The following is a 21,264-nucleotide window of genomic DNA, read 5'->3' on the forward strand; positions in this document are numbered from 1 at the left end:
TGTGCCGAAATTTTCGTCGTTCACGGCCGTGACCCATTCCCGAAACATGCGGTCGCCACAATGACGCCCGTGACCGACCTCGTGAACGCCCCGTCCGGACAGTCCGCCCAGGTCAACGGTGCTCAGGCCGGCCCGACCGGGCAGACCCGGACCGGCATGACCGCCGACGCGCTGCGCGCGGCGGTGTCCGACCACCTGGTGTACTCGATCGCGCGCCCGCCGGCCGTGCTGCGGGCCGAGCACTACTACCGCGCACTGGCGCTGGCCGTCCGCGACCGTATGCAGAAGCGCTGGATGGCGACCACGCAGGACTGGCTCGACCTGTCGGCGAAGGTCACCTGCTATCTGTCCGCGGAGTTCCTGATGGGTCCGCAGCTGGGCAACAACCTGCTCAACCTCGGCATCGAGGACGCCGCCCGGCAGGCGCTGGCCGACCTGGGCCAGGATCTCGACGAGATTCTGGACTGCGAAGGTGAGCCCGGGCTGGGCAACGGCGGCCTGGGCCGGCTGGCGGCGTGCTACCTGGACTCGCTGGCCACGCTGGAGCGGCCGTCGATCGGGTACGGCATCCGGTACGAGTTCGGCATCTTCAAGCAGGAGATCGCCGAGGGCTGGCAGGTCGAGAAGACCGACAACTGGCTGGTGCACGGCAACCCGTGGGAGATCGACAAGCCGGACGCCAGCTACCTGGTGAACTGGGGCGGGCACACCGAGCAGTACACCGACGTCACGGGCAAGCTGCGGGTGCGCTGGGTGCCGCAGCGGGTGCTCAAGGGCGTCTCCTACGACACCCCGGTGCAGGGCTACGGGGTGAACACCTGCAACACGCTGACGCTGTGGAGCGCGCGGGCGGTCGAGTCGTTCGCCCTCGATGCGTTCAACACCGGCGACTTCTACAAGGCCGTCGACGAGGAGGTCGTCTCCGAGACGGTGTCGAAGGTGCTCTACCCGAACGACGAACCGGAGGCCGGTAAGCGGCTGCGGCTGCTGCAGCAGTACTTCTTCGTAACGTGCTCGCTGCAGGACATCCTCAGCATCCATCTGCAGCGGGCGCAGCTGCCGCTGTCGGCGCTGCCGGACAAGTGGGCCATCCAGCTCAACGACACCCACCCGTCGATCGCGGTGGCCGAGCTGATGCGGCTGTTGATCGACGAGCACCAGCTGGGCTGGGACGAGGCGTGGGATCTCACCGTGCGCACGTTCGGCTACACGAACCACACGCTGCTGCCCGAGGCGCTGGAGACGTGGCCGCTGCGCATCTTCGGCGAGGCGCTGCCGCGTCACCTCGAGCTGATCTACGAGATCAACGAGCGCTTCCTCACCGAGGTGCGGGCCCGCTTCCCCGACGACGAGGAGCGCGTCGGACGGATGTCGCTGATCGGCGAGGAGGGCGGCAAGAGCGTCCGGATGGCGCACCTGGCGACCGTCGGCAGCCACGCCGTCAACGGCGTCGCCGCGCTGCACTCGGAGCTGCTGAAATCCAGTGTGCTCAAGGACTTCTACGAGTTATGGCCGGAGCGCTTCGGCAACGTCACCAACGGGGTGACGCCGCGGCGGTTCCTGGCGCTGTCCAACCCGGGACTGCGGGGGCTGCTCGACGAGTCGATCGGCCCCGGCTGGCTGACCGACCTGGTGCGGCTGCGCGGGCTGGAGTCGTTCGTCGACGATCCGGCGTTCCGCGCGCGGTGGCGGGAGGTCAAGCGCGCCAACAAGTCCCGGCTCGCCGAGTACGTCCATTCGACGACCGGCATCGAGCTCGACCCCACGTGGATGTTCGACGTGCAGGTCAAGCGGATCCACGAGTACAAGCGCCAGCATCTGATGGTGCTGCACATCGTGGCTCTCTACCACCGGCTCAAGACCAATCCAGGGCTGGTGATCCCGCCGCGGGCGTTCCTGTTCGGCGGCAAGGCCGCACCCGGCTACACCATGGCCAAGCGGATCATCAAGATGATCACCGCCGTCGGCGCGACGGTCAACAACGACCCGGACGTCAACCGGTACATGAAAGTCGTGTTCCTGCCGAACTTCAACGTCAAGAACGCCCACCTGGTCTACCCGGCGGCCAACCTCTCCGAGCAGATCTCGACCGCGGGGAAGGAGGCGTCGGGCACCGGGAACATGAAGTTCATGATCAACGGCGCGCTGACGATCGGCACGCTCGACGGCGCGAACGTCGAGATCCGCCAGGAGGCCGGCGCGGAGAACTTCTTCCTGTTCGGGTTGACCGAGGATCAGGTCGAGGCGGTCAAGGCCGAGGGGTACCGGCCGCAGAGCTTCGTCGAACGCGATCCGGAGCTGGCCGCGGTGCTCGAACTGCTCGCCGGGGGCACCTTCACCCACGGCGACTCCGAGGTGCTACGGCCGGTCGTGGACAACCTGATCCACCACGACCCGTTCCTGGTGCTCGCCGACTACCGCTCCTACGTCGACCGTCAGGCGGAGGTGTCGCGGGTGTGGCTCGACGACGACGTGTGGTCGCGGATGTCCATCCGCAACACCGCCCGCAGCGGCAAGTTCAGTTCCGACCGGGCGATCCGGGAGTACTGCGACGAGATCTGGGGCGTCGGACCGATGTCAGTCGACCTGTAGCGATTTCGGCGTGCTTTTCGTCGCTGAGCGTCGACGAGCACGCCGAAATCGCGCCCATCCGGGCGGCCGCGGATGCTCCGGCCCGCCGTCCACTGAACAGGCAATCGGCGATGGACAGCCCGCTGACGTAGCTGTTGGAGCAGATCCCGACAGCGTTGCGCCCTGCCGCGTACAGCCCGGGCACCACTCCTCCTGCCCGACGCTTCACAGCACCGGTGTCCTCGTCGACGACGAGACCGCCGAGAGTGAGACCGGGAATGGGATAGAAGAGCGAGGAGTCAGCCGAGATGTTGATCGAGTAGTAGGGCCCGCGGCCCAACACCGGAGCGATCTCGGGGTCCTTGTGCGCCGGATCACCCGCGCCTGAGAGGATTCCGGCGTTGTACTCGTCAACCGTCCGCCGCAGACCGGTGGGGTCGATACCGTTCTTCGCCGCGAGGCCCTCGATCGACGTCGCCCTCTCGTGGCCGACCGTCAACAGGTGCAGCAGTTGGAGACGCTGGAAGAGTTGCGTCTGGTCGCCGATCTGCGCGCGGACCTTTCGCCATGTCCGAGCGTCGTAGACGACCCATCCGGCTCCCCCGAAGCACCGCATCATCACGTCGCCGTGGGTTGCGCCGTAGAGATCCTCATTGGCGATGCGTCGGCCGTCGACCCCCACCGAGAGACCTTCCAGGAAGGCGCTGGGCGGAGCCAGGAATCGCCACGCCGTGACATTCCCCATCTTGGCCGTGTACCCGCCGCCGTCCACTCCGAGCGCGATTCCGGCTCCGTCATCTCCTGCCGTCCCCAGCGGCGAGATTCCCAGGAACGCCGGCGCGTATTGCCTCATCCACTCGCGGTTGTGGATGAAACCCCCGGCGGCCAGCACGACGGCACCGGCGTAGGCCTCCCCCGGCTCCGCGGCGCGTTCCCACAGTCGCTCCGTGCGACCGACAACCCCCTTGACCAGACCGGGAAGCCAATTGCCCACTTTCCCCGTCGCTTTCGTCAGCGCCGAGTGCCGGCGCACGTCGGGGTGCCCGAGGGGCATGGCGCGATAACGCACGCCGATGACAGCGCCGTCTTCGTCGGTGATGAGTTCGTGTACGCGAGCGAGCGGCAGGACGGTGACGCCCTTGCTCACCGCGGATGCGCGCAGCCGCTCGAAAAGAACTCGGCCCGAACTCATCCCGGGCGCGACGACACGGTGCCCGCGCGGCGCCGGTTGGGCATGATCAGCGTACGGATGCGCCTTCTCGTTGCCCGAGTAGTAGAGGTAGTACGAGTCTGTCGGGTACGACGTCTTGTACGACGACACCTGTCCGCCCCTGAACGGCACACCGTGCGCCTTGAGCCAGCCGATCATCGCGGGGCTCTGCTCACAGAACCGCCGCAGCGTCGCCTCGGAGACGGCGTCACCCACCTCTCGCCGGAGGTAGGCGAACATGTTGTCCGCCGAATCTCGGTAGCCCCCGGCGTGCTGTTCCTCCGTGCCGCCTCCGGCATACACGATGCCGCCCGACAACGCCGTCGCTCCCCCGCCGTAACCGCGGTCCAGGACGAGCACCCGCGCGCCGTTGTCAGCCGCCTCGATCGCTGCGGCAGCGCCGGCCGCTCCGAATCCGACGACGACGACGTCGTAGCGGGTGCCAGTCAGCATGCTTCTCTCTCCGGTATTGGTGAGTTCTCGCCAGTGCGAGCTTGTCACCCGCGTTTCCGGCGCGCTGTGTCCTTCCCGCTCACCGGTCAGTCAGACCTCGGCCGCCCCCACCAGCTGTCACTGTGGGGTGGCTGTGTTGCTGCGCGAGTGGGTGACTCGGCGGGCCAAGAGAGGACGACATGAAAGCGGTGTTGCTGAGCCTGACGGTGGTGTGCGCATCGCTTCTCGGCGCGACTCCTGCCGTCGCCGACACCCCCCACGGCAACTTCGAACTGCGCCTGGAGGGCAGGTACGACTTCCACACGTGGATCTGGGCCCTGGCGAGCTGCGACGGCGACTGCGTGCGCGTTCAGGCGATCCCCCAACCCATCGCGAGGGCATTCCCGTATGCAGGTGACGCGCGCCTGGCAGACGGCCGGTACACCCTCACCGTCGATGTCCCCGACGGATTACGCTGCGGCAACATCTATTACGGGACGACGATACCCACCCACGACGTGTATTCCTGGGACGCGACCACACGCATCGGCGTACTGACGTCGTCGTTCGACGCCGGCTGTGACGGCAAGCCGGGGACACTGACCTACCCGTTCTCTTTGTCTCTGATGTAGCCCGGGGGTACCGCGGTCCAGGCGACTACGGAGTGATCGCGTGGATGGCCGCGCGCATGCGTGGTTCATCGGGATTGCCGCGGTATCCGTCGAGCCAGGCGTGCAGTTGTCTGACGGTGTTGTGGGCGACGGTCTGCTGATGCCGTACAGCCAGTTCCATGATCGCGGTCACGGCGTCGAAGGTGTCGCCAGTTCCCAAGGTGCAGTACATGGTCACCCTGGCCTCTTCGGGAAGTCGATCTCGCATCTCTTCGGCCAACTGCCAGGCCACGCGGTCGGCGTCCATCATCACCGACAGTGGCTTCACGTGGCGTCGGCCGCGCGGGCGGCCATGGTCTTGGCGTCCATTCCTCCGAGCGAGCCTGTGCCTGTCTCGGCATTGTGGGCATGGGCGAAGTGGTGCAACCCGAAGACCGATTCCATGCCGTTTCGCAGACCCATCTGGTCTTCGCACTGGTTGACGGCCCGTTTTGCCAGCGCCAGACCGAAGGCGGGCATCTGTGCGATGCGCTCAGCGAGGTCGAGCGTCGTCCCCTCGAGCGCATCGCGCGGCACCACCCGATTGACCATTCCCACCTCGTAGGCGCGCTGTGCGGTGAATCGGTCCGCGGTGAAGAGCATCTCCTTGGCGAGTCGGGCGCCGAGAGTCCACGGGTGCGCGAAGTACTCGACACCGGGAATCCCCATCCGGACAACGGGATCGGCGAAGAAGGCGTCCTCCGACGCGACGATGACATCGCACACCCACGCCAGCATCAGTCCGCCGGCAATGCACGCGCCATGCACCATGGCGATCATCGGCTTCGGGATGTCCCGCCAGCGGCGGCACATCCCGAGATAGACCTCCATCTCGCGGGCGTAGCGGTGATCGCCGCCCTCTTTTCCGACGTGGTCCCACCACAGCACGGCCTGATTGTCGTAGGACACGTGGTGGTCACGGCCTGGAGTTCCGATGTCATGGCCGGCACTGAAATGGTCACCACTGCCGGCAAGGACGATCACGCCGATGTCGTCGTCGTCGACCGCGCGCCGAAACGCCGCGTCCAACGCATAGGTCATCACTGAATTCTGCGCGTTGCGGTACCGGGGACGGTTCATCGTCACCACCGCCACTCGACCGATGGACCGGTAAGTCACCACGTCGTCCTCAGATGTCGCCATGACTTCAGGGTGCGACGCACGAAGATGTTGCGGCCGGACAGGTTCCGCTGATCGGGAGTTGAGCGGATCACATGCCAGGGACCTCAGGCCGGGTCGAACGAGGAGATACGCCAGCTGCCGTCGACCTTGGTGAGCCCCACCTTGACACTGCTCGCAGCCTGGGCCGACGTCGGATTGTCGCGGCTGGCCGTCGTCTGATTGATGAAGAGCAGCACGTGCGCGGTGTCGGGGCGCGCGTCCATCACTGCCGCGCGCACGACCGTCGCGCTGGCGTGAACATTCTTTTGCTTGGCCGCCGGGATCAGGATCTGATCGGCGAACTGGCTGAAATAGGTCAGGAAATCGCCGGTGAGGTGCGACCGCGCAGTCGCGAGGTCTTGATCGAGACTGGCAGGCGCGTAGGACAACAGCGCGACGGCCCCCTCCTGCGCGGCCGCGAGCGCCTCAGCCGACGCAGCGGCGGTTTCGCGGTCGTCACGGTGGGGCCCGAAGAAGACCGTCGCGGCGATCGCCATCGATATCACCAGGAAGCAGACGGCGGCGAGCAGCCGCCAGCGCGCCGCCAACGACAGGCGCCACGTTCTCGCCGAGGCGACTGCTTCCGGGGCGTGCGGGCTCTCGATGCCATCCTCGGGTGCGGCAGGGACGGTGGAGGCGTCCTCGTCGATGCTGGCGGTCACGGCACGAACTCCACTTTCGTCAGTTTGATCTGTTGGCCGTCGTCGACCATGTCCACGCTGAGACGCCAGTTGCGCGGCTGTTGATCGGCGCCGGCGGAATTGCTGACGGTCGTCGCGGCGGTGACGAGCACGGTCGCCGTGGTCGACGTCATCGATTCCACGCCCACCGCCTGCGCGCTGGCCTTCGTCACCGCCTTGGACTGTTGCGCGGTCTTGACGAAATCGCCGGCCTCGGCCTGGAAGTCGTCGTGGAACTGGCCGGTCGAGTTGTCGAGGATCTGCCGGACGTTGTCTTCGGCTTTGGCGCTGTCGATGGACATCAAGGTGACGACTGCCTGCGACGCGGCGGCGGCGAAGGCAGCACGACGTTGCTGTTCCCGCTGCTCGAGATGATGTCCCCACAGCAGGTATCCGCTTGCCACCAGGAGGGCGATGCCTGCGAGAAGTGCGACGACGGCCGCCAACGATGCCGGCCTGGGCCGCCACCTTCGCGCGCCGGCTCGACCCTGGCTGACACCTGGATCGTCGGGCTCGGAGGTACTGACGTCATCGGACTGCAGGGCCGCCCGCTCGCGCAGCTCGTCGGCGCGGGCGCGGGCCTGCGCGGCCCGGGCCTCCGCCTCGATGGCCTCGGCCTCGGCCTGCCCCACCAGGGACTGTTCGTCCGTCGTCGTGCTCGTCTTGTCGACGCGGCTCAGTAGCCGCATGGCCTACCTCCAGATACATGCACCGTGGATCGGCTCCGCTGTGACTGCTGCCACACGGTAAGCGGCTGGACTGCTGGCGGTCACCGAAGGTTCCCACCCAGCGGTCACCGCCGGCCGGCTACCAGTTCCGCATCGAGCACAACGCCCCACGTGGCCCCTCGGCGTGATCGACCTCCACACCGTCGACGGACATCTGGCAGCGCAGAGTGGTGGCGACTTCTGTGGGCGGCCCGGCCGCGGTCACCGTGACCATTGCCCATCGACCGGGGTCGGCCAGCATGGCCTGATGCACCCACGGTGCGCCAGGCTCGAGGTGGATGTCGTCGCGCGGGCTGTACCGGTAGGGGTCGTGGCTGTAGTCGGCCCACGTCGGGGGGTCCACGTCTCGGTAGTAGATGCCGACACCGAGAGGGTGGTCGGTGCTGACGGTGTAGGTCACCTGGTGCAGCGGCGGCCCGTCGTCGGCACCTGCTGTCGCTGTTCCGCTCGTGCACAGAGCACCGAGGACCAGCACGCAACCGGCCAGGCCGTTTCTCGGGGAGATCGTCATCTCAGGTGTCTCCGCGCATCCAGCGGGTGCCACCGTCTATGGCTATGCAGGACAGGAATAGCCCGTCGGGCGCCTGGGCGACGGTGTTCAACGCACCCTCACACAGCGAGTTCTCCTCACGGACGCCCTGCAGCGGCGGCGACCGGAAGTAGCGAGGGGCGTACCGACGCGGGGAGCCGCAGAACACCAACCTGCCCCACGATGTGGTGCCGAAGACGAAGTGGGCGGTGTCGGCGCACGGCGCTCCGAGAACGACGCCGCCGGTGATACCGGGCACGCAGGATAGATCGTTGCATTCCTGGGGTGCGGCAACGGCTTTCACCGGGACCGCGAGACCCGCGACGAGGAGCACCATCGTCGCGATCGCCCGTGCCTGCACGTCGGACACTGTGCCACCGCCGTCGCGAGGCGTCATCGCATCGCCCACTGGGTGGGAGGGTTTGCGGCCAGGCCGAGCCAAACCAAGGACAGTGTGCTCTCGAGGTGAGGAGAGAGCCATGCGGTTGTCGACGATGTCGATCGCGCTGGGGGTGCTGACGGCAGCATGGGCCGGTCAGTCCGGACCGGTCGCCGAGGCGTCCCCGGAGTGGGGTCTGAACGGCACCTACGTCGCCACGTCCAACGGCGAGTGGGCCAAGACCAACGACGTCTTCCACAACGAGGCCAGCATCCGCAGCACCTGGTCGATCACCACGACGTGCAGCTACCCCGGCGAGTGCACCGGCACCGTGCACAGTGATTTCGGTTGGGACGCAACGATCTATCAGAAGAGTTCGGTCTGGTACGTCAAGAAGATGGTCGACAGATGGCAACCGTGCCCCGACGGCAGCGCCGGTCCCGGGCTGCAGGTCTTCCGGTTCTACCCGGCGACCGCCGACGGCAGCGGCACCGATCCGTCATCGACCACCTTGATGGGCGAGGACTCGACGACCGGAGTGAGCGGGTCGTGTGGGAGCAGCAAGGTGCTGTTCATCACGATGCCGTTCAAGCTCGTCAAAATCACCTGAGCTGCAACAGATCTCAGCTGGGGAAGAAGTCCTTCCAGCTTCGTTGCCCGGTATGCGGAACGAGATCGGTCTGCCGATACACAGCGCCGTCGGGTGTGGCGTACTGGCCGGTCTGCGGGTCGTAGGTGGCGAACGCCACGGACGGACCGTCCGACTCCTTCGGGCTGTAGGCGCTTGGCGCGACCGCCGCGCTGTCGGGGGGTGGTGCGTTCTGCGTTGTCGGCTGCCCCGACTCGGCGGGTGCCGGGGCCGGCGGCGGCGCGGCGGGTACGGGCGGGGTGCCTTCCAGCGGTCCGTAGATCGCGCCGTCACGGTCGACGCGGGAATCCGGTGGAATCCCTTGCGACAGCAGGTTGGGATCGATCGGATAGGGGCCGAGGGCGTGCTGGCGCATCGCCAGTGGCTCGTAAGGTTTGTCGCTGTCGCAGATCTCGACGGTGGGCGCACGCTTGCCCGGGTTTCCCATACACGGATAGTTGCGCGCACCGCGAACGCCGATGGGTGAGTCCTGCGGGAGTTTGCAGTACAGGCCGTCCGGGGTGTCGATGTCGGTCGTGTCCTCTGGTGACCGCCACGCCGAGGGGGGCAGGAATCCCACCGTGCATGCCGGCGGGTCGTTCATGGTCAGAGTGAAGTCACCCAGCGACATACCGGTCGGATTGTTCTTCGGAGCACCATAGGCCTGGGTGGAAGCCACCACCGGTGGCAGCAGCACCAGGAGTTGCTCCAGGGCGGGCTTGTAGGTGACGCCGACCTGACCGAGGCTGGTCAAATTGGCCAGCAGTATCGGCAGCGTGGGTTTGACCTGGTCGAAAAGGCGGGACGCCTCGTCGGCGGCACCCGGTCCGGTGGACAGCAGCGTGCGGACCTGAGGGTCGTTGGCGGCGACCTGCCCGGTGATACCTGCAAGGCTGCGGGCCCAGGTCCGGATGGCGTCGACCGACTCGGCCTGACCGTCGAGCAGGGGCGCGCTGTCGTCGATGAGTGCCCTGGCCTGGTCTGCGTGGGCGTTGGCGTCGCCGATCAGGCGCGAGGAGGAGTCCAGCAGAGATCCGACATCGGGACCGGTTCCGTTGAAGGCTGTGAAGGTCTCGTCCAGAAGTGGGCTGATCTTGTCCTTGGGAATGCTCCCGATCAAGGCGCTGACCTGATCGAGCATCGGCCCGACGGCTTGCGGAATGGAGGTGTCCGTCGCCGGGATCACCGAACCGTCGCGCAGGTAGGGACCTGCGTCGTCACGGGGCTGCAGGTCCACATACTGCTCGCCGACCGCGGAGACGCTGAGCACCGCGGCGTGCAGGTCGGCCGGGATCTTCGGCGAGGTGGCCAGCGACAGCGTGGCTTCGGCGCCGTCTCGGGTGGGGCGCACGTCGGTCACTGTGCCGATCTGCACGCCGCGGTAGGTGACGTTCGAGAAGCGGTACAGGCCACCGGTTCCGGGGAGCTGCAAAGTGACCGTCATGCGGCCGATACCCAATAAGGTGGGCGCCTGCAGATACGTCACCACCATCACCGTCATCCCGATCACCGAGGCGACCGCGAACAGGATCAACTGGGTGCGAACCAGCCGGGTGAGCACTAGCTGCCTCCTGCGATCGGGTTCGCCGGCGCGGGTTCGCCACCGACTGGCGGAACAGGTGCGCTCGGTGCCGACGACGGGTCGGCGTTCTCTGCCGGTGGGTCGATCAGCGGCGGCATCGTCGTCACGGCGGTCGGCGCGGGCGTGATCGGCATGTTGATCGGATCCTTGGTGTAGTTGGCATACCAGGGATCTCCGGGTGCGGGCACCAGGGGTGCGCCTTCCTGGCCCCATCGAGTGCCCAGGAACAGACCCCGCTTCAGGCGGGGAATGGTGAAGTCGAACGTGATGAACTCGTTGAGGTAATCGCCGCGGATCGCACGGTCGATGAAGTTCTGCGGGTAGGGGTAGGTCGGCACGAACGCCAGATCCGCAGCCAGATTGGGTCCCACGTCCGCCAGCGCGCGCACCGTCGGTTCGAGGTTGCGCAGGTTGGTCACCAGGTCGTCCTGGGTCGCGTTGATCAAGGTGGTGGCGGTGTCGCTGAAGTGACCGAGCTTCTCCAGCGCCGTTGTGATGCGAGGCCGCTCCCTGACCAACACATCGAGCGCCGGCGGAATACGGTGCAGCGCTTCGGTGATCACGTCGCGTTGGCCCGCCAGCGTGCCCGAGAGGCGGTTGAGCGCGGCGATCGATGCGTTGATGTCGTCGCGCTGATCGGCGAACGTTCCCACGAGGTCGTCGAGACGGGTGAGCAGGTCGCGGATCTTGCCCTGTCTGCCGTCGAGTGCGGCGTTGAATTCGCTGACCAGCTCCCCGATCTTGCCCAGGCCGCCACCGTTGACGAGCACTGACAGCGACGACAGAGTCTGCTCGGTGGACGGGTACATCGACGTCTTGTCGAGTGGCAGCGTCGCTCCCGGAGAGAGCCGTCCGGTCGGCGACTGGCCGAGCGGCGGGTCGAGCGCGATGTGCATGGACCCCAGCAGGCTGGTCTGGCCCACGGTTGCCACGGCGTTGGCAGGAATGACGACATCGGGCTTCACGGAGATCTCGACGTCCGCGTGCCAGTTCTGCACGGTCATCCGGGACACGCTGCCGACGATGACATCGCTGATCAGCACCGGCGAATTCGCCTCCAGCGTACCTACATTGGCCAGTTCCAGGCGATAGGTGGCCGCGTCGAAGCCGCGTCCGACGGTGCCGGGCAGCGGCAACGAGTTGAGGCCGTTGAACGCGCAACCCGTCAGGGTGATCATCGCGGCGCACCCCACGGCGGCGAGGCGACCGGGGCATCGACGGGTGCTCATGGAGTGCCTCCGGGTGCCGGTGCTGCAGGGGCGGGCGCGGCCTCGGCCGGCAGCAGCATGTCTTGTAGTGAGCGCGGTGATGCTGCCGGGGCCGGCGTGGGGACACCGGGTGGGATCGGCGCGCCGGGGAACAGTGCCGGAGAAGGATTCGCCGCTACCGAGCGGTTCGGCGCGTACGCCCCTGGCGGGCCTGGGGCCGCGCCCCATCCGGCGGGCGGTGGTACGTCGCCGATCCCGGTGTAGGCCGACACTGCCGGCGGCTCCGAAAACGGCTGTGGCGCTCCGCCCTGGCCGCCGGGGGCGATGTTGGGATCGGTGTACACGAGGTTGTCGGGGCTGGGCGCCTTGCGCAGGTAAGCGTTGAACGGCAGTGGCAGGTAATTGAAGTTGATCAGCGACAGCGCCGGCCCGAGATACTGGGCGCACAGTTTCGACGTTTCGGCGGCGGTGGCGTTCTTGACCGCGGCGATCGCCGAGCACACCACCGATACCGGGTCGGCGAAGTTCGACAGGGCGAATGCGCCGACGGCGGTTCCGCTGTCGGGGTTGTAGATGTTGTAGCCGTTGGCGATCGCGTTGGGTGCGACGTGCAGCACGTTCTCGAGTTTGAGTCTGTTGTCGACGAGGTTCTGCGTGATGTTGGTCAGGTGCTGCAGCTGTTCGACCGTCTGGTCGCGGCTACCGGCGATGAACCGTTGGACATCACCCACTGCGGTCGCCAGGTTGGTCAGCGCCGCGTCCAGATCGGTGCGGCTGCCGTCGATGACGCTGGTGACGCTGGCCAGACGATGCTGGAACTGGACGATCTGGGTGTTGCTGTCGCGCAGGGCGGAGACGAAGACCTGCAGGTTCTTGATGATGTCGACGATGTTGCCGCTGCCCTGGGCGAGAATCCGGCCGACCCCGGCGAGCTGTCCGAGAGCCTGGTGCAGTTTCTCGCCGTTGCCGTCCATCGCTGCCGCCGCGCTGTCGATGAACCGGCTCAGTGAGGTGGCCGACGCTCCTTGGAGGGGTCCGAGGTCGGAGGCCAACCGCATGAGCTGGTCTTTGACCTGGTCCCATTCGACCGGAACAGCGGTGTTCTGCAACCCGATTCGCGATCCGTCGGCCATCGTCGGACCGCTGTCCTCGTAGGCGGGGGTGAGCGCGACGTAGCGGGCGGAGACCAGGTTCTGCGCCATGATGATCGCCTTGGCGTCGGCGGGGATGGCCACGCCGTGATCGATGGCCAAAGTGAGTGTGGCGTGGTCACCGCCGGGATCGATGCTGGTGATCTTGCCGACTTTGACCCCGGCGACACGCACCTCGTCTCCGGGGTAGATCGCGGTGGCCGAGGTGAAATCGGCGGTGATCGTGGTCGGCCCGAAGACGTTCTGTCGCACGAGCACTCCGGCCCCGGCCAGACCGAGGACGACCAGCACGATCAGCGCGACGCGCGTGACGGATGCGCGATGGCGGGTGATCATCGGCTACCTCCGGGAATCCCGTTGTGGGGCCATGGGAACTCCGCCCGCGGACCGGCGTTGTCCGGGGGTTGGCCGGCGTTGTTACCGCGCCGGAATCCGAATGCGTAGTCCAGGAACGGCTGCAGCGTCTGCGACGGCAGCAGGTTGCCGACGAACGCGTTGTAATACCAGCCATTGTTGACCGATTCACCCTGCGTGACTTGATATTTGGCCAACCCGGCAAGGGCACTGGCGATGTTGTCCCGGTTCTTCTCGAGCATCTCGCTCACCGAGTTCAGTTGCTTCAACGTCGGCGCGAGTTCCGATTCGTTGTCGCGGACCAGTCCGGACAACTGCTGCGCCAACGCCGAGGTGTTGGCCAGCAGGTTGACGATCGCGTAGCGGCGCCGGTCCAGCACCTCGGTGAGCGCATTGGCGTCGAGCAGCAGGGTGTTGACCTGTTGGCTACGTTCGGAGAGGATCCCGGTCACATCCGCGGCGCTCTTCAGGAGATCGGCCAGCGATTCGTTGCGGCCGTTGATGGTTTGCGACAGCTGTGTCAGGCCGTCGAAGGCCGGACCAAGCTGGGGCGCCATCGCATCGATGGTGTCCGACAGCGCGTCCAGCGACTGGTTCAGCGCGCCGGTGTCCGTCGCAGCGGTGTTGCCGGTGAAGTCGCTGACCGCGTCGGTCAGGGAATACGGCGAGGACGTGTGGGTCAACGGGATGGTGTCCGCGGAGTGCAGAGTGCCGGCACCGGCCGGTTCCAGGGTGAGCATCCGGGCGCCCAGCACCGTTCCGGTACGGATGTGGGCGGTTGTTTCGGCGCCGAGGTGCACTCCGCTGTCGAGGGTGAACGTCACCAACGCCTTACCGTGACTGAGCGAGACGTCGGTGACGGAACCTTTCGTCACGCCGGACACCTTGACGTCATTGCCGGCAGTGAGGCCGCCGGCTTCGGCGAACAGAGCTCGGTACTTGATGGCCGTGGCCCATGACCACAGAGCCTGGGGCTGCAACCCGACGGCGATGACGAGCGCGATCAGGATCAAGCCGATGAGTCCGCTGCGAACGAGCTGGGACCCGCGGTACTTCAACATCAGGGCTCCCCACAACGGCCGGTGGTCTGCATGATCCAGGGGAAGTAGGCGGTCCGGCCCTGCAGGTCGGTGACCCGGACATTCATCCCGCACAGGTATTGATTGATGAAGCTGCCGTAGGAGCCGAGTCGGACGAGCTTGCGGTAGTTCGCCGGAGCCTTCTGCAGCGACAGGTCCAACCGCGCCTTGCCGTCGTCGCTGGCGAGCAGGGGCGCCAGCCGGGTGAGCTGGTCCACGGTGCCCGACAACGGGGGTCGCGCCTGGGTCATCAGATCGGTCAATGACGCGGTGCCGTTGTCCAGGGCCGTGATGGCCTCCCCGATCGGATCTCGCTGCTCGGACAGACCGGTGACGAGTTGTTGCAAACGCTGCACGGCACCGGAGAACTGCTCACCGTCTCGGGCCACCGTCGCCATGACGGTGTTGAGGTTGTCGATGAGCTGCTGCACGGTCTGGCCGTTGTCAGCGAGCGCCTGGGTGAACGTCGACGTATGCGACAGCAGTGATTCCACGGTGCCGCCCTGTCCCTGCAGTATCTGAATCAGTGAGTTGGTCAAGGCGTTGACGTTCTGCGCATTGAGGCCCTGGATGACGGGTTTGAGCCCGCCCAGCAGCAGATCGAGATCCAGTGCGGGCTCGGTGCGCTCCCGCGGGATCTGTGAGTCCGGCGGTTGCAAGCGTGTCGAGCCGGGGCTGTCGAGCAACTCCAGATACCGGTTGCCGACCAGATCGAGATATCGGATGGCGACTTTGGTGGAGGTGGTCAGCACCACATCCCGGTCGGCGTCGAATCGCACCACCACCGTGTTGTCCGGCTGCAGCGATACGTCGTCGACAGTGCCGACGCGCAATCCTGCGACGCGCACCGAATCACCGGATTTGAGGCTGGAAGCATCGGTGAACACCGCGGAGTACCCATTGGTCGACCCGGTGCGGAACTGTCCCATGATGACGAACAGGGCGCCCGTCAGCAGCGTCATGATCACGCCGAACACCCCGAACTTGATCGCGGTACCGTAGCGGCCGCTCATCCGGGCTGACCGATCTGGGCGGTGTTGCGTGGCGGGCCGTCCAACGGGCCGAACAACGCTTGTTTGAGGGCGTCGGAGTTCAACAGGATTCCCTGGTTTCCGTATTGGGCCGGGTTGGCGTCGATGTCGGTGACCACGAATGGAGGACGTGCCCCGAAGCCGACGTTGGGCAGGTCCATGCACTGGGGGCCGCCGGTGGCGGCGACCTTCGGCAGGTTCTTGGGATACCGGTAGCGTTCCGTGCCGAGCAGGAAGGAGTCGAGCAGCATGACGCCCGGCAGCGGCTGAGGCGCACCCAAGGCCAGCGGCTCGACGCCCTTGAGCGCGCACGTCAACGCGGGGTTGTACTGGTTGGTCAAGGTCGTGGTGGGAACGAGCAGGCGCATGACGTCGATCAGCGGATCGCTGTTGGTGGCGACGACATCATTGCCGATGTCGGCGAGCCCTATCGTGCTGACCAGCAGGGTGTCCAGATCGTTCTGGCGATCGACCAGGGTGTCGCTGAGCTTGGTCGCGTTGGCCGCCGTGTCGGTGAGGGCGGGCGCGGCGTCTGCGTAGGCGTTGAGAACACCGGGGGCTACGGCTATTTCGCGGCGTAGCGCAGGCAGACTGGGGTCCAGCTTGACCAGCAGGTCATCGAAGTCGGTCACGGTCTGTCCGAGCTCGTCGCCTCGCCCGTCGAATGCCTGGGCGAGCGCGCCGAGGGTCTCGTTGAGTTTCTCGGGCTGCACTTCTCGAAGCACCGTGACCAATTGCTCGAAGACCGTGTTGATCTCGACCGTGACGTGGCGGGCGTCGAGCACCTGGCCAGGCTTCATCGTGTCGGTCGACGGCGTCGGTGGGGGCACCAGGTCGATGAACTTCGCGCCGAACACAGTGCTCGAGGCGATCTGAACACCGGCGTTGGCCGGAATCAGCGAGAGGTAGTCGGGATCCATCGCCAACCGGATCGCGGCTTGCCCGTCGGGGAGTGCGTCGATGGCGACCACCTTGCCCACTTGGGCGCCGTGCAACTTGACCTTCGCTTCGGGGTTCATCACCAGACCGGCACGTGGCGAGAGAACTGTCACCGAGGCGGTAGGGGCGACCCCGCCGCGGAACATCACGACGGCGCCGGCTATCACGGCGATGGCCACCGCGACGGCAACCGCGCCGGTCCACATGCGCACAGCGTTGGCAGACAACGGGTTCCTGCTAACCGGAGAGGTTGAAGTTGCCGTTGGAGCCATAGACGGCCAACGAGACGAGCAGGGTGATGCACACGACCACGATCAGCGAGGTGCGTACCGCGTTGCCGACGGCGACCCCGACACCCGCGGGGCCGCCGGAGGCGAAGAACCCGAAGTAGGTGTGGACCAGAAGGATGGCCAGGGCCATCAGCAGGGCCTGCAGAAACGACCACAGCAGATCGATGGGGTTGAGGAAGGTGTTGAAGTAGTGGGCGTACAGACCGCCGGACTGGCCCAACAGCACCACCGTGGTGAACTGGCTGGCCAGAAACGACAGGATGACCGCAATCGAGTACAGCGGTGTGATGGCCACCATGCCGGCGACGATGCGGGTGCTCACCAGATATTCGACGGCCCGGATGCCCATCGATTCCAACGCATCGATCTCCTCGTTGATGCGCATCGCCCCCAGTTGCGCAGTGACGCCGGCACCGAACGTGGCGGCAAGACCGATGCCGGCGACGATGGGCGCCGAGATGCGCACGTTGATGAAGGCGGCCAAGAAGCCGGTGAGCGCTTCGATACCGATGTTGCCCAGCGAGCTGTAGCCCTGGATCGCCAGGACCCCACCGGTCGCCAAGGTCAAGAAGCCGACGATGACCACCGTTCCACCGATCATCGCCAAGGTGCCTGCGCCCATGCTGATCTCGGCGATGAGGCGGATCACCTCGCTGCGGTAGTGCGCTGCTGCGTACGGCACGGCCCGCAAGGCTCTGCCGTAGAAGAGCACGTGGTCGCCGATGCCGCCGACGACGAGCGCCGGGCGTCTCGTCGCCCGCGCCAGGCGCGGGTACGTCGATTGAAGAGCCACCGTGGTGCCCCCTGTCATCTGCTGGTCAACTGGATGCCGATCGCGGTGACCACGACGTTGACCACGAACAGGCCCATGAATGCGTAGACGACGGTCTCGTTGACGGCATTGCCGACGGCTTTGGCTCCGCCGCCGGAGATGGTCAGCCCGCGGTAGCAGGCCACCATCCCGGCGATGAGGCCGAACAGTGCGGCCTTGACGCAGGAGATCGCGACCTCCGGGATGCCGGTCAGCAGGGTGATGCCTGCGGCGAAGGCACCGGGATTGACGTCTTGAACGAATACCGAGAACAGATAGCCGCCGAGGATGCCGATGATGACGACCAGGCTGTTGAGCAGCAGCGCGACCAGACCCGAGGCGAGCATTCTGGGCGTGACCAGCCGCTGCACGGGGTCGATGCCGAGCACTTCCATCGCGTCGATCTCCTCGCGAATGGTGCGCGATCCCAGGTCCGCGCACATCGCGGTCGCGCCCGCACCGGCGACGATCAAGACCGTCACCATCGGACCGACCTGGGTGACCGCGCCGAACGCTGCGCCTGCACCGGACAGATCGGCCGCCCCCAGCTCACGCAGCAGGATGTTGAGGGTGAACGACACCAGCACGGTGAACGGAATGGCCACCAACAGGGTGGGCGCCATGGACACCCGGGCCACGAACCACGACTGGTCGAGGAACTCGCGCCACTGAAACGGCCGGCGCACGACGAACTTGGCGGCATCGACCGACATGGCGAACAATCCGCCGATCCCCTGCAGCGGGACGGCGAGTTGTCGCTGCGGCATCACTTCCTCCATTCAGCGCGTCACCACCTGAGGCGGTGATGTGACCGGGGACACGTTCGGTCCCGGGGAACCCTCGCAGCTTCGCGGCGGCCGGACCATGGGGTGTCCCGCCCATCGGGAGAACGCGATCCGGTGCCACCGGGTGTCGCCCGAGTCACCGGTCACCGGAACGCGGCGTTGCGCCCACCGCTGCGCGCGTGTGACGCTCGGCGTGACGATCCGCGGCGACGAAAAGAGGACCCGTGTCACATACCGCTGCTGTCCCGAGCACGTCTGGCGCAGCTGAGACACTGCGTGAAACGTCCACCAGTGCGGGGACTTTGCGCTATTACGACATCGGGCAGGGGCCGGTGGTGTTGTTCTTGCACGGTTCGGGCCCCGGCGTGACAGGATGGCGCAACTTCCGTGGGGTCCTTCCGGCTTTCACTGAGCATTTCCGGTGTCTGGTCCTCGAATTTCCCGGCTTCGGGGTGTCCGACGACTGGGGCGGGCATCCGATGGTCACCGCACAAGGCACCGTCACCCCGTTCCTGGATGCGCTGGACATCGAGCGGGCGCACATCGTCGGCAACTCGATGGGCGGCGGGGTGGGTGTCAACACCGCGATCACCGCGCCCGACCGCGTCGACCGGCTCGTGACCATCGGCGGGATCGGCACCAACGTCTTCTCCCCCGGGCCCAGCGAGGGCATTCGGCTTCTTCAAGAGTTCACCGAGGATCCGACGCGGCAACGCCTGGTCGACTGGCTCAACTCGATGGTCTTCGACCAGGCGCTCGTCACCGAGGAGTTGATCGAAGAGCGCTGGGCGCTGGCCACCGATCCCGAGACGTTGGCAGCTTCGCGCCGCATGTACGGCAAGGCAGCGTTCGCCGCGATGATGACCGCGATGGCCTCCTCCGAGGCGCCTCTGCCGTGGGCGCGCATGCACAAGGTCGCGGCGCCGACGTTGCTGACCTGGGGGCGCGACGACCGGGTCAGCCCGCTGGACATGGCGTTGATACCGATGCGCACGATCCCCAGCGCCGAGCTGCACGTGTTCCCCCGGTGCGGGCACTGGGCGATGATCGAAGCGAAGGCCGCGTTCGAGTCGGTGGTCACCGCGTTCCTTCGCCGGGTGGCCTAGCACACGTCCACTGGGCGGAACACACCGGCTGCTACCCGCGGCCGCATTCCTAAGGTGCACTAGTAGGTGGCCGTACCGCCGAAGGGATCTCCATGCTGGACAACGCGACTCGCGACGCCGCCGCGCACATGCTGCGCCACGCCGAACAGCAGTGTCGCCCGATCGACCCGCTCATCGACGCCTATCCAGATCTCGACATCTCCGACGCCTACGCGATCCAACGTGCCAACATCGCCGAACGTCTCACTGCAGGCGTGCAGATCTGCGGACACAAGATCGGCCTGTCCTCGCCGGTGATGCAGCAGATGATGGGCGTCGACGAGCCCGATTTCGGACATCTGCTGACCGATATGGTCGTCGAGAACGGCGCCGCTGTCGATCTGTCGTCGCTGTGTCACCCTCGCATCGAAGTGGAGGTGGCGTTCGTTCTCGGCGCCGCGTTGACCGGAGACTGCACCCCCGAGGACGTCCTGAACGCCACCGAGTACGTCTGCGCTGCAGCCGAACTCATCGACAGCCGTATCTCGAATTGGCGCATCGGCATCATCGACACGATCGCCGACAACGCGTCGTCGGGTAAATTCGTCCTGGGTCCTGACCGCGTGGCGCCCGATGCTGTCGATCTCGCCACTGTGGATGCGGCGCTGCACTCGGGCTTCGGCGGTCGCGACGTACTGGTGACCCGCGGCTCCACCAGCGCCGTCCTCGGTCACCCCGCCAACGCGGTCGCGTGGCTGGCGCGCACGCTGTCCGCATACGACGTCGCGCTCGAAGCGGGGCATATCGTTCTGTCCGGCTCGTGCACACGCGCTGTCGATGTCGCCAAGGGTGACCATTTTCGAGCTGAACTCACCGGACTCGGCGAAGTCTTCGTCGAATTCATCTGAGACAGTCCACTTTCGATGTCAGGAGTGAGCTCTATGGCCGGCAACAAGGCGTCTGTGGCGATCGTCGGGTCGGGCAACATCAGTACCGATCTGTTGTACAAGCTTCTGCGTTCGGAGTGGTTGGAGCCGCGCTGGATGATCGGCATCGATCCGGACAGTGAGGGTCTGGCGCGGGCGCGCAAGCTCGGGTTGGAGACCTCCCATCAGGGTGTGGATTGGCTGCTGGCCCGCGACGAGATGCCCGACATGGTGTTCGAGGCCACCAGCGCCTATGTGCACCGGGACGCGGCGCCGCGGTACGCCGAGGCGGGTATCCGCNGCTGCTGGCCCGCGACGAGATGCCCGACATGGTGTTCGAGGCCACCAGCGCCTATGTGCACCGGGACGCGGCGCCGCGGTACGCCGAGGCGGGTATCCGCGCCATCGACCTCACGCCCGCGGCGGTCGGTCCGGGGGTGATCCCGCCGGCGAATCTGCGCGAGCATCTGGATGCCCCGAACGTGAACATGGTGACCTGCGGCGGGCAGGCGACCATCCCGATCGTCTACGCGGTCAGCCGCGTGGTCGGGGTGCCGTATGCCGAGATCGTCGCGTCGGTGTCCTCGGCGTCGGCCGGGCCGGGCACGCGCGCCAACATCGACGAGTTCACCAAGACCACCAGCGCGGGTGTGCAGCACATCGGCGGTGCGCAGCGAGGCAAGGCGATCATCATCCTCAACCCGGCCGATCCGCCGATGATCATGCGCGACACCNTGAACTCGTCGATGTTGGCACGCGCGCCAACATCGACGAGTTCACCAAGACCACCAGCGCGGGTGTGCAGCACATCGGCGGTGCGCAGCGAGGCAAGGCGATCATCATCCTCAACCCGGCCGATCCGCCGATGATCATGCGCGACACCATCTTCTGCGCGATCCCCGAAGACGCCGACCACGCCGCGATCACCGCGTCGATCACCGACGTGGTGGCCGAGGTGCAGACCTACGTGCCGGGCTACCGGTTGCTCAACGAGCCGCAGTTCGACGAGCCGTCGGTGGTCAACGGCGGCAACCACGTCGTCACCACGTTCATCG

Annotated in this window: 20 protein-coding genes and 3 pseudogenes; 8 read left to right on the top strand and 15 right to left on the bottom strand. The window is 66.5% G+C overall.

Going from position 1 to position 21,264, the window contains the following annotated elements; translation table 11 throughout:
- Nucleotides 1-60: 60 nt before the first annotated feature.
- A complete protein-coding gene (locus tag MCHLDSM_RS20325) occupies nt 61-2,592 on the top strand; it encodes a glycogen/starch/alpha-glucan phosphorylase (protein WP_234714129.1) in 2,532 nt (843 codons plus the stop codon).
- Here MCHLDSM_RS20325 and MCHLDSM_RS20330 read toward each other — a convergent pair.
- Nucleotides 2,519-4,234, bottom strand: a complete 1,716-nt coding sequence (locus tag MCHLDSM_RS20330) for an FAD-binding protein (RefSeq protein WP_082168988.1) — start codon at nt 4,232-4,234, stop codon at nt 2,519-2,521. The two genes, MCHLDSM_RS20325 and MCHLDSM_RS20330, sit on opposite strands and share 74 nt — an antisense overlap.
- A 179-nt stretch (nt 4,235-4,413) precedes the next feature.
- Between MCHLDSM_RS20330 and MCHLDSM_RS20335 the strand changes: the two genes are divergently transcribed.
- Nucleotides 4,414-4,845 (top strand): hypothetical protein, encoded by a 432-nt coding sequence (locus MCHLDSM_RS20335; protein WP_048471719.1) that lies wholly within the window; start codon nt 4,414-4,416, stop codon nt 4,843-4,845.
- Nucleotides 4,846-4,870: 25 nt separating this feature from the next.
- Here MCHLDSM_RS20335 and MCHLDSM_RS20340 read toward each other — a convergent pair whose 3' ends face one another.
- From MCHLDSM_RS20340 to MCHLDSM_RS20365, 6 genes are all read right to left on the bottom strand, one after another.
- Nucleotides 4,871-5,131, bottom strand: a complete 261-nt coding sequence (locus tag MCHLDSM_RS20340) for a hypothetical protein (RefSeq protein ID WP_131722662.1) — start codon at nt 5,129-5,131, stop codon at nt 4,871-4,873.
- A 17-nt stretch (nt 5,132-5,148) separates the two neighbouring features.
- Nucleotides 5,149-6,006 (bottom strand): enoyl-CoA hydratase, encoded by an 858-nt coding sequence (locus MCHLDSM_RS20345; protein WP_048471721.1) that lies wholly within the window; start codon nt 6,004-6,006, stop codon nt 5,149-5,151.
- A gap of 83 nt (nt 6,007-6,089) precedes the next feature.
- A complete protein-coding gene (locus tag MCHLDSM_RS20350; RefSeq protein WP_109788895.1) occupies nt 6,090-6,686 on the bottom strand; it encodes a twin-arginine translocation pathway signal in 597 nt (198 codons plus the stop codon).
- On the bottom strand, nt 6,683-7,393 hold the full coding sequence (locus MCHLDSM_RS20355) for an Rv1363c family protein (protein ID WP_048471722.1): 711 nt from the start codon (nt 7,391-7,393) through the stop codon (nt 6,683-6,685). Before MCHLDSM_RS20355 ends, MCHLDSM_RS20350 begins: the two co-directional genes overlap by 4 nt.
- 118 nt (nt 7,394-7,511) lie before the next feature.
- Entirely contained in the window at nt 7,512-7,943 is a 432-nt protein-coding gene (locus MCHLDSM_RS20360) for an Rv2576c family protein (RefSeq protein ID WP_063840644.1), read from the bottom strand.
- A 1-nt stretch (nt 7,944) separates the two neighbouring features.
- Nucleotides 7,945-8,298: a hypothetical protein gene (locus MCHLDSM_RS20365; protein WP_048471753.1), complete on the bottom strand. Its 354-nt coding sequence runs from the start codon at nt 8,296-8,298 to the stop codon at nt 7,945-7,947.
- A 142-nt stretch (nt 8,299-8,440) separates the two neighbouring features.
- Here MCHLDSM_RS20365 and MCHLDSM_RS20370 point away from each other — a divergent pair, with 142 nt between their 5' ends.
- Complete coding sequence (locus tag MCHLDSM_RS20370) at nt 8,441-8,950, top strand: Rv2253/PknI dimerization domain-containing protein (protein ID WP_109788896.1); 510 nt, start codon at nt 8,441-8,443, stop codon at nt 8,948-8,950.
- 13 nt (nt 8,951-8,963) lie between these two features.
- Here the strand turns inward: MCHLDSM_RS20370 and MCHLDSM_RS20375 are convergent, their stop codons facing one another.
- Genes MCHLDSM_RS20375 through MCHLDSM_RS20410 form a run of 8 tightly spaced genes read right to left on the bottom strand, consistent with a single transcriptional unit; the run spans nt 8,964 to nt 18,180 of the window.
- Nucleotides 8,964-10,529, bottom strand: coding sequence for an MCE family protein (locus MCHLDSM_RS20375; protein ID WP_048471724.1), 1,566 nt, complete (start codon nt 10,527-10,529; stop codon nt 8,964-8,966).
- Complete coding sequence (locus MCHLDSM_RS20380; RefSeq protein ID WP_048471725.1) at nt 10,529-11,779, bottom strand: MCE family protein; 1,251 nt, start codon at nt 11,777-11,779, stop codon at nt 10,529-10,531. Before MCHLDSM_RS20380 ends, MCHLDSM_RS20375 begins: the two co-directional genes overlap by 1 nt.
- Nucleotides 11,776-13,245 (bottom strand): MCE family protein, encoded by a 1,470-nt coding sequence (locus tag MCHLDSM_RS20385; protein WP_048471726.1) that lies wholly within the window; start codon nt 13,243-13,245, stop codon nt 11,776-11,778. Before MCHLDSM_RS20385 ends, MCHLDSM_RS20380 begins: the two co-directional genes overlap by 4 nt.
- Nucleotides 13,242-14,324, bottom strand: a complete 1,083-nt coding sequence (locus tag MCHLDSM_RS20390; RefSeq protein ID WP_048471727.1) for an MCE family protein — start codon at nt 14,322-14,324, stop codon at nt 13,242-13,244. The genes MCHLDSM_RS20385 and MCHLDSM_RS20390 overlap by 4 nt, the downstream gene beginning before the upstream one ends.
- Nucleotides 14,324-15,355 (bottom strand): MCE family protein, encoded by a 1,032-nt coding sequence (locus MCHLDSM_RS20395; RefSeq protein ID WP_048471728.1) that lies wholly within the window; start codon nt 15,353-15,355, stop codon nt 14,324-14,326. Before MCHLDSM_RS20395 ends, MCHLDSM_RS20390 begins: the two co-directional genes overlap by 1 nt.
- Nucleotides 15,352-16,518, bottom strand: coding sequence for an MCE family protein (locus MCHLDSM_RS20400; protein WP_109788897.1), 1,167 nt, complete (start codon nt 16,516-16,518; stop codon nt 15,352-15,354). The genes MCHLDSM_RS20395 and MCHLDSM_RS20400 overlap by 4 nt, the downstream gene beginning before the upstream one ends.
- A gap of 31 nt (nt 16,519-16,549) precedes the next feature.
- Nucleotides 16,550-17,413, bottom strand: a complete 864-nt coding sequence (locus tag MCHLDSM_RS20405; RefSeq protein WP_048471730.1) for an ABC transporter permease — start codon at nt 17,411-17,413, stop codon at nt 16,550-16,552.
- Nucleotides 17,410-18,180 carry an MlaE family ABC transporter permease gene (locus tag MCHLDSM_RS20410; RefSeq protein WP_048471754.1) on the bottom strand — a complete coding sequence of 257 codons (771 nt, stop codon included), beginning with the start codon at nt 18,178-18,180 and terminating at the stop codon, nt 17,410-17,412. The genes MCHLDSM_RS20405 and MCHLDSM_RS20410 overlap by 4 nt, the downstream gene beginning before the upstream one ends.
- A 290-nt stretch (nt 18,181-18,470) precedes the next feature.
- Here MCHLDSM_RS20410 and MCHLDSM_RS20415 point away from each other — a divergent pair, with 290 nt between their 5' ends.
- The 5 genes and pseudogenes from MCHLDSM_RS20415 to MCHLDSM_RS20430 all read left to right on the top strand — a co-directional run.
- On the top strand, nt 18,471-19,304 hold the full coding sequence (locus tag MCHLDSM_RS20415; RefSeq protein ID WP_109788899.1) for an alpha/beta fold hydrolase: 834 nt from the start codon (nt 18,471-18,473) through the stop codon (nt 19,302-19,304).
- Between the two features lie 92 nt (nt 19,305-19,396).
- Nucleotides 19,397-20,191, top strand: coding sequence for a 2-keto-4-pentenoate hydratase (locus tag MCHLDSM_RS20420; protein ID WP_048471732.1), 795 nt, complete (start codon nt 19,397-19,399; stop codon nt 20,189-20,191).
- Nucleotides 20,192-20,224: 33 nt separating this feature from the next.
- Nucleotides 20,225-20,509, top strand: a pseudogene (locus MCHLDSM_RS39595) (acetaldehyde dehydrogenase (acetylating)); the annotation flags it as partial.
- A gap of 1 nt (nt 20,510) precedes the next feature.
- Nucleotides 20,511-20,943, top strand: a pseudogene (locus MCHLDSM_RS39600) (acetaldehyde dehydrogenase (acetylating)); the annotation flags it as partial.
- 1 nt (nt 20,944) lies between these two features.
- Nucleotides 20,945-21,264 (top strand): annotated as a pseudogene (locus tag MCHLDSM_RS20430) (acetaldehyde dehydrogenase (acetylating)); the annotation flags it as partial.

Origin of the sequence: Mycolicibacterium chlorophenolicum, assembly GCF_001044235.1 — a bacterium.
Classification (GTDB): domain Bacteria; phylum Actinomycetota; class Actinomycetes; order Mycobacteriales; family Mycobacteriaceae; genus Mycobacterium; species Mycobacterium chlorophenolicum.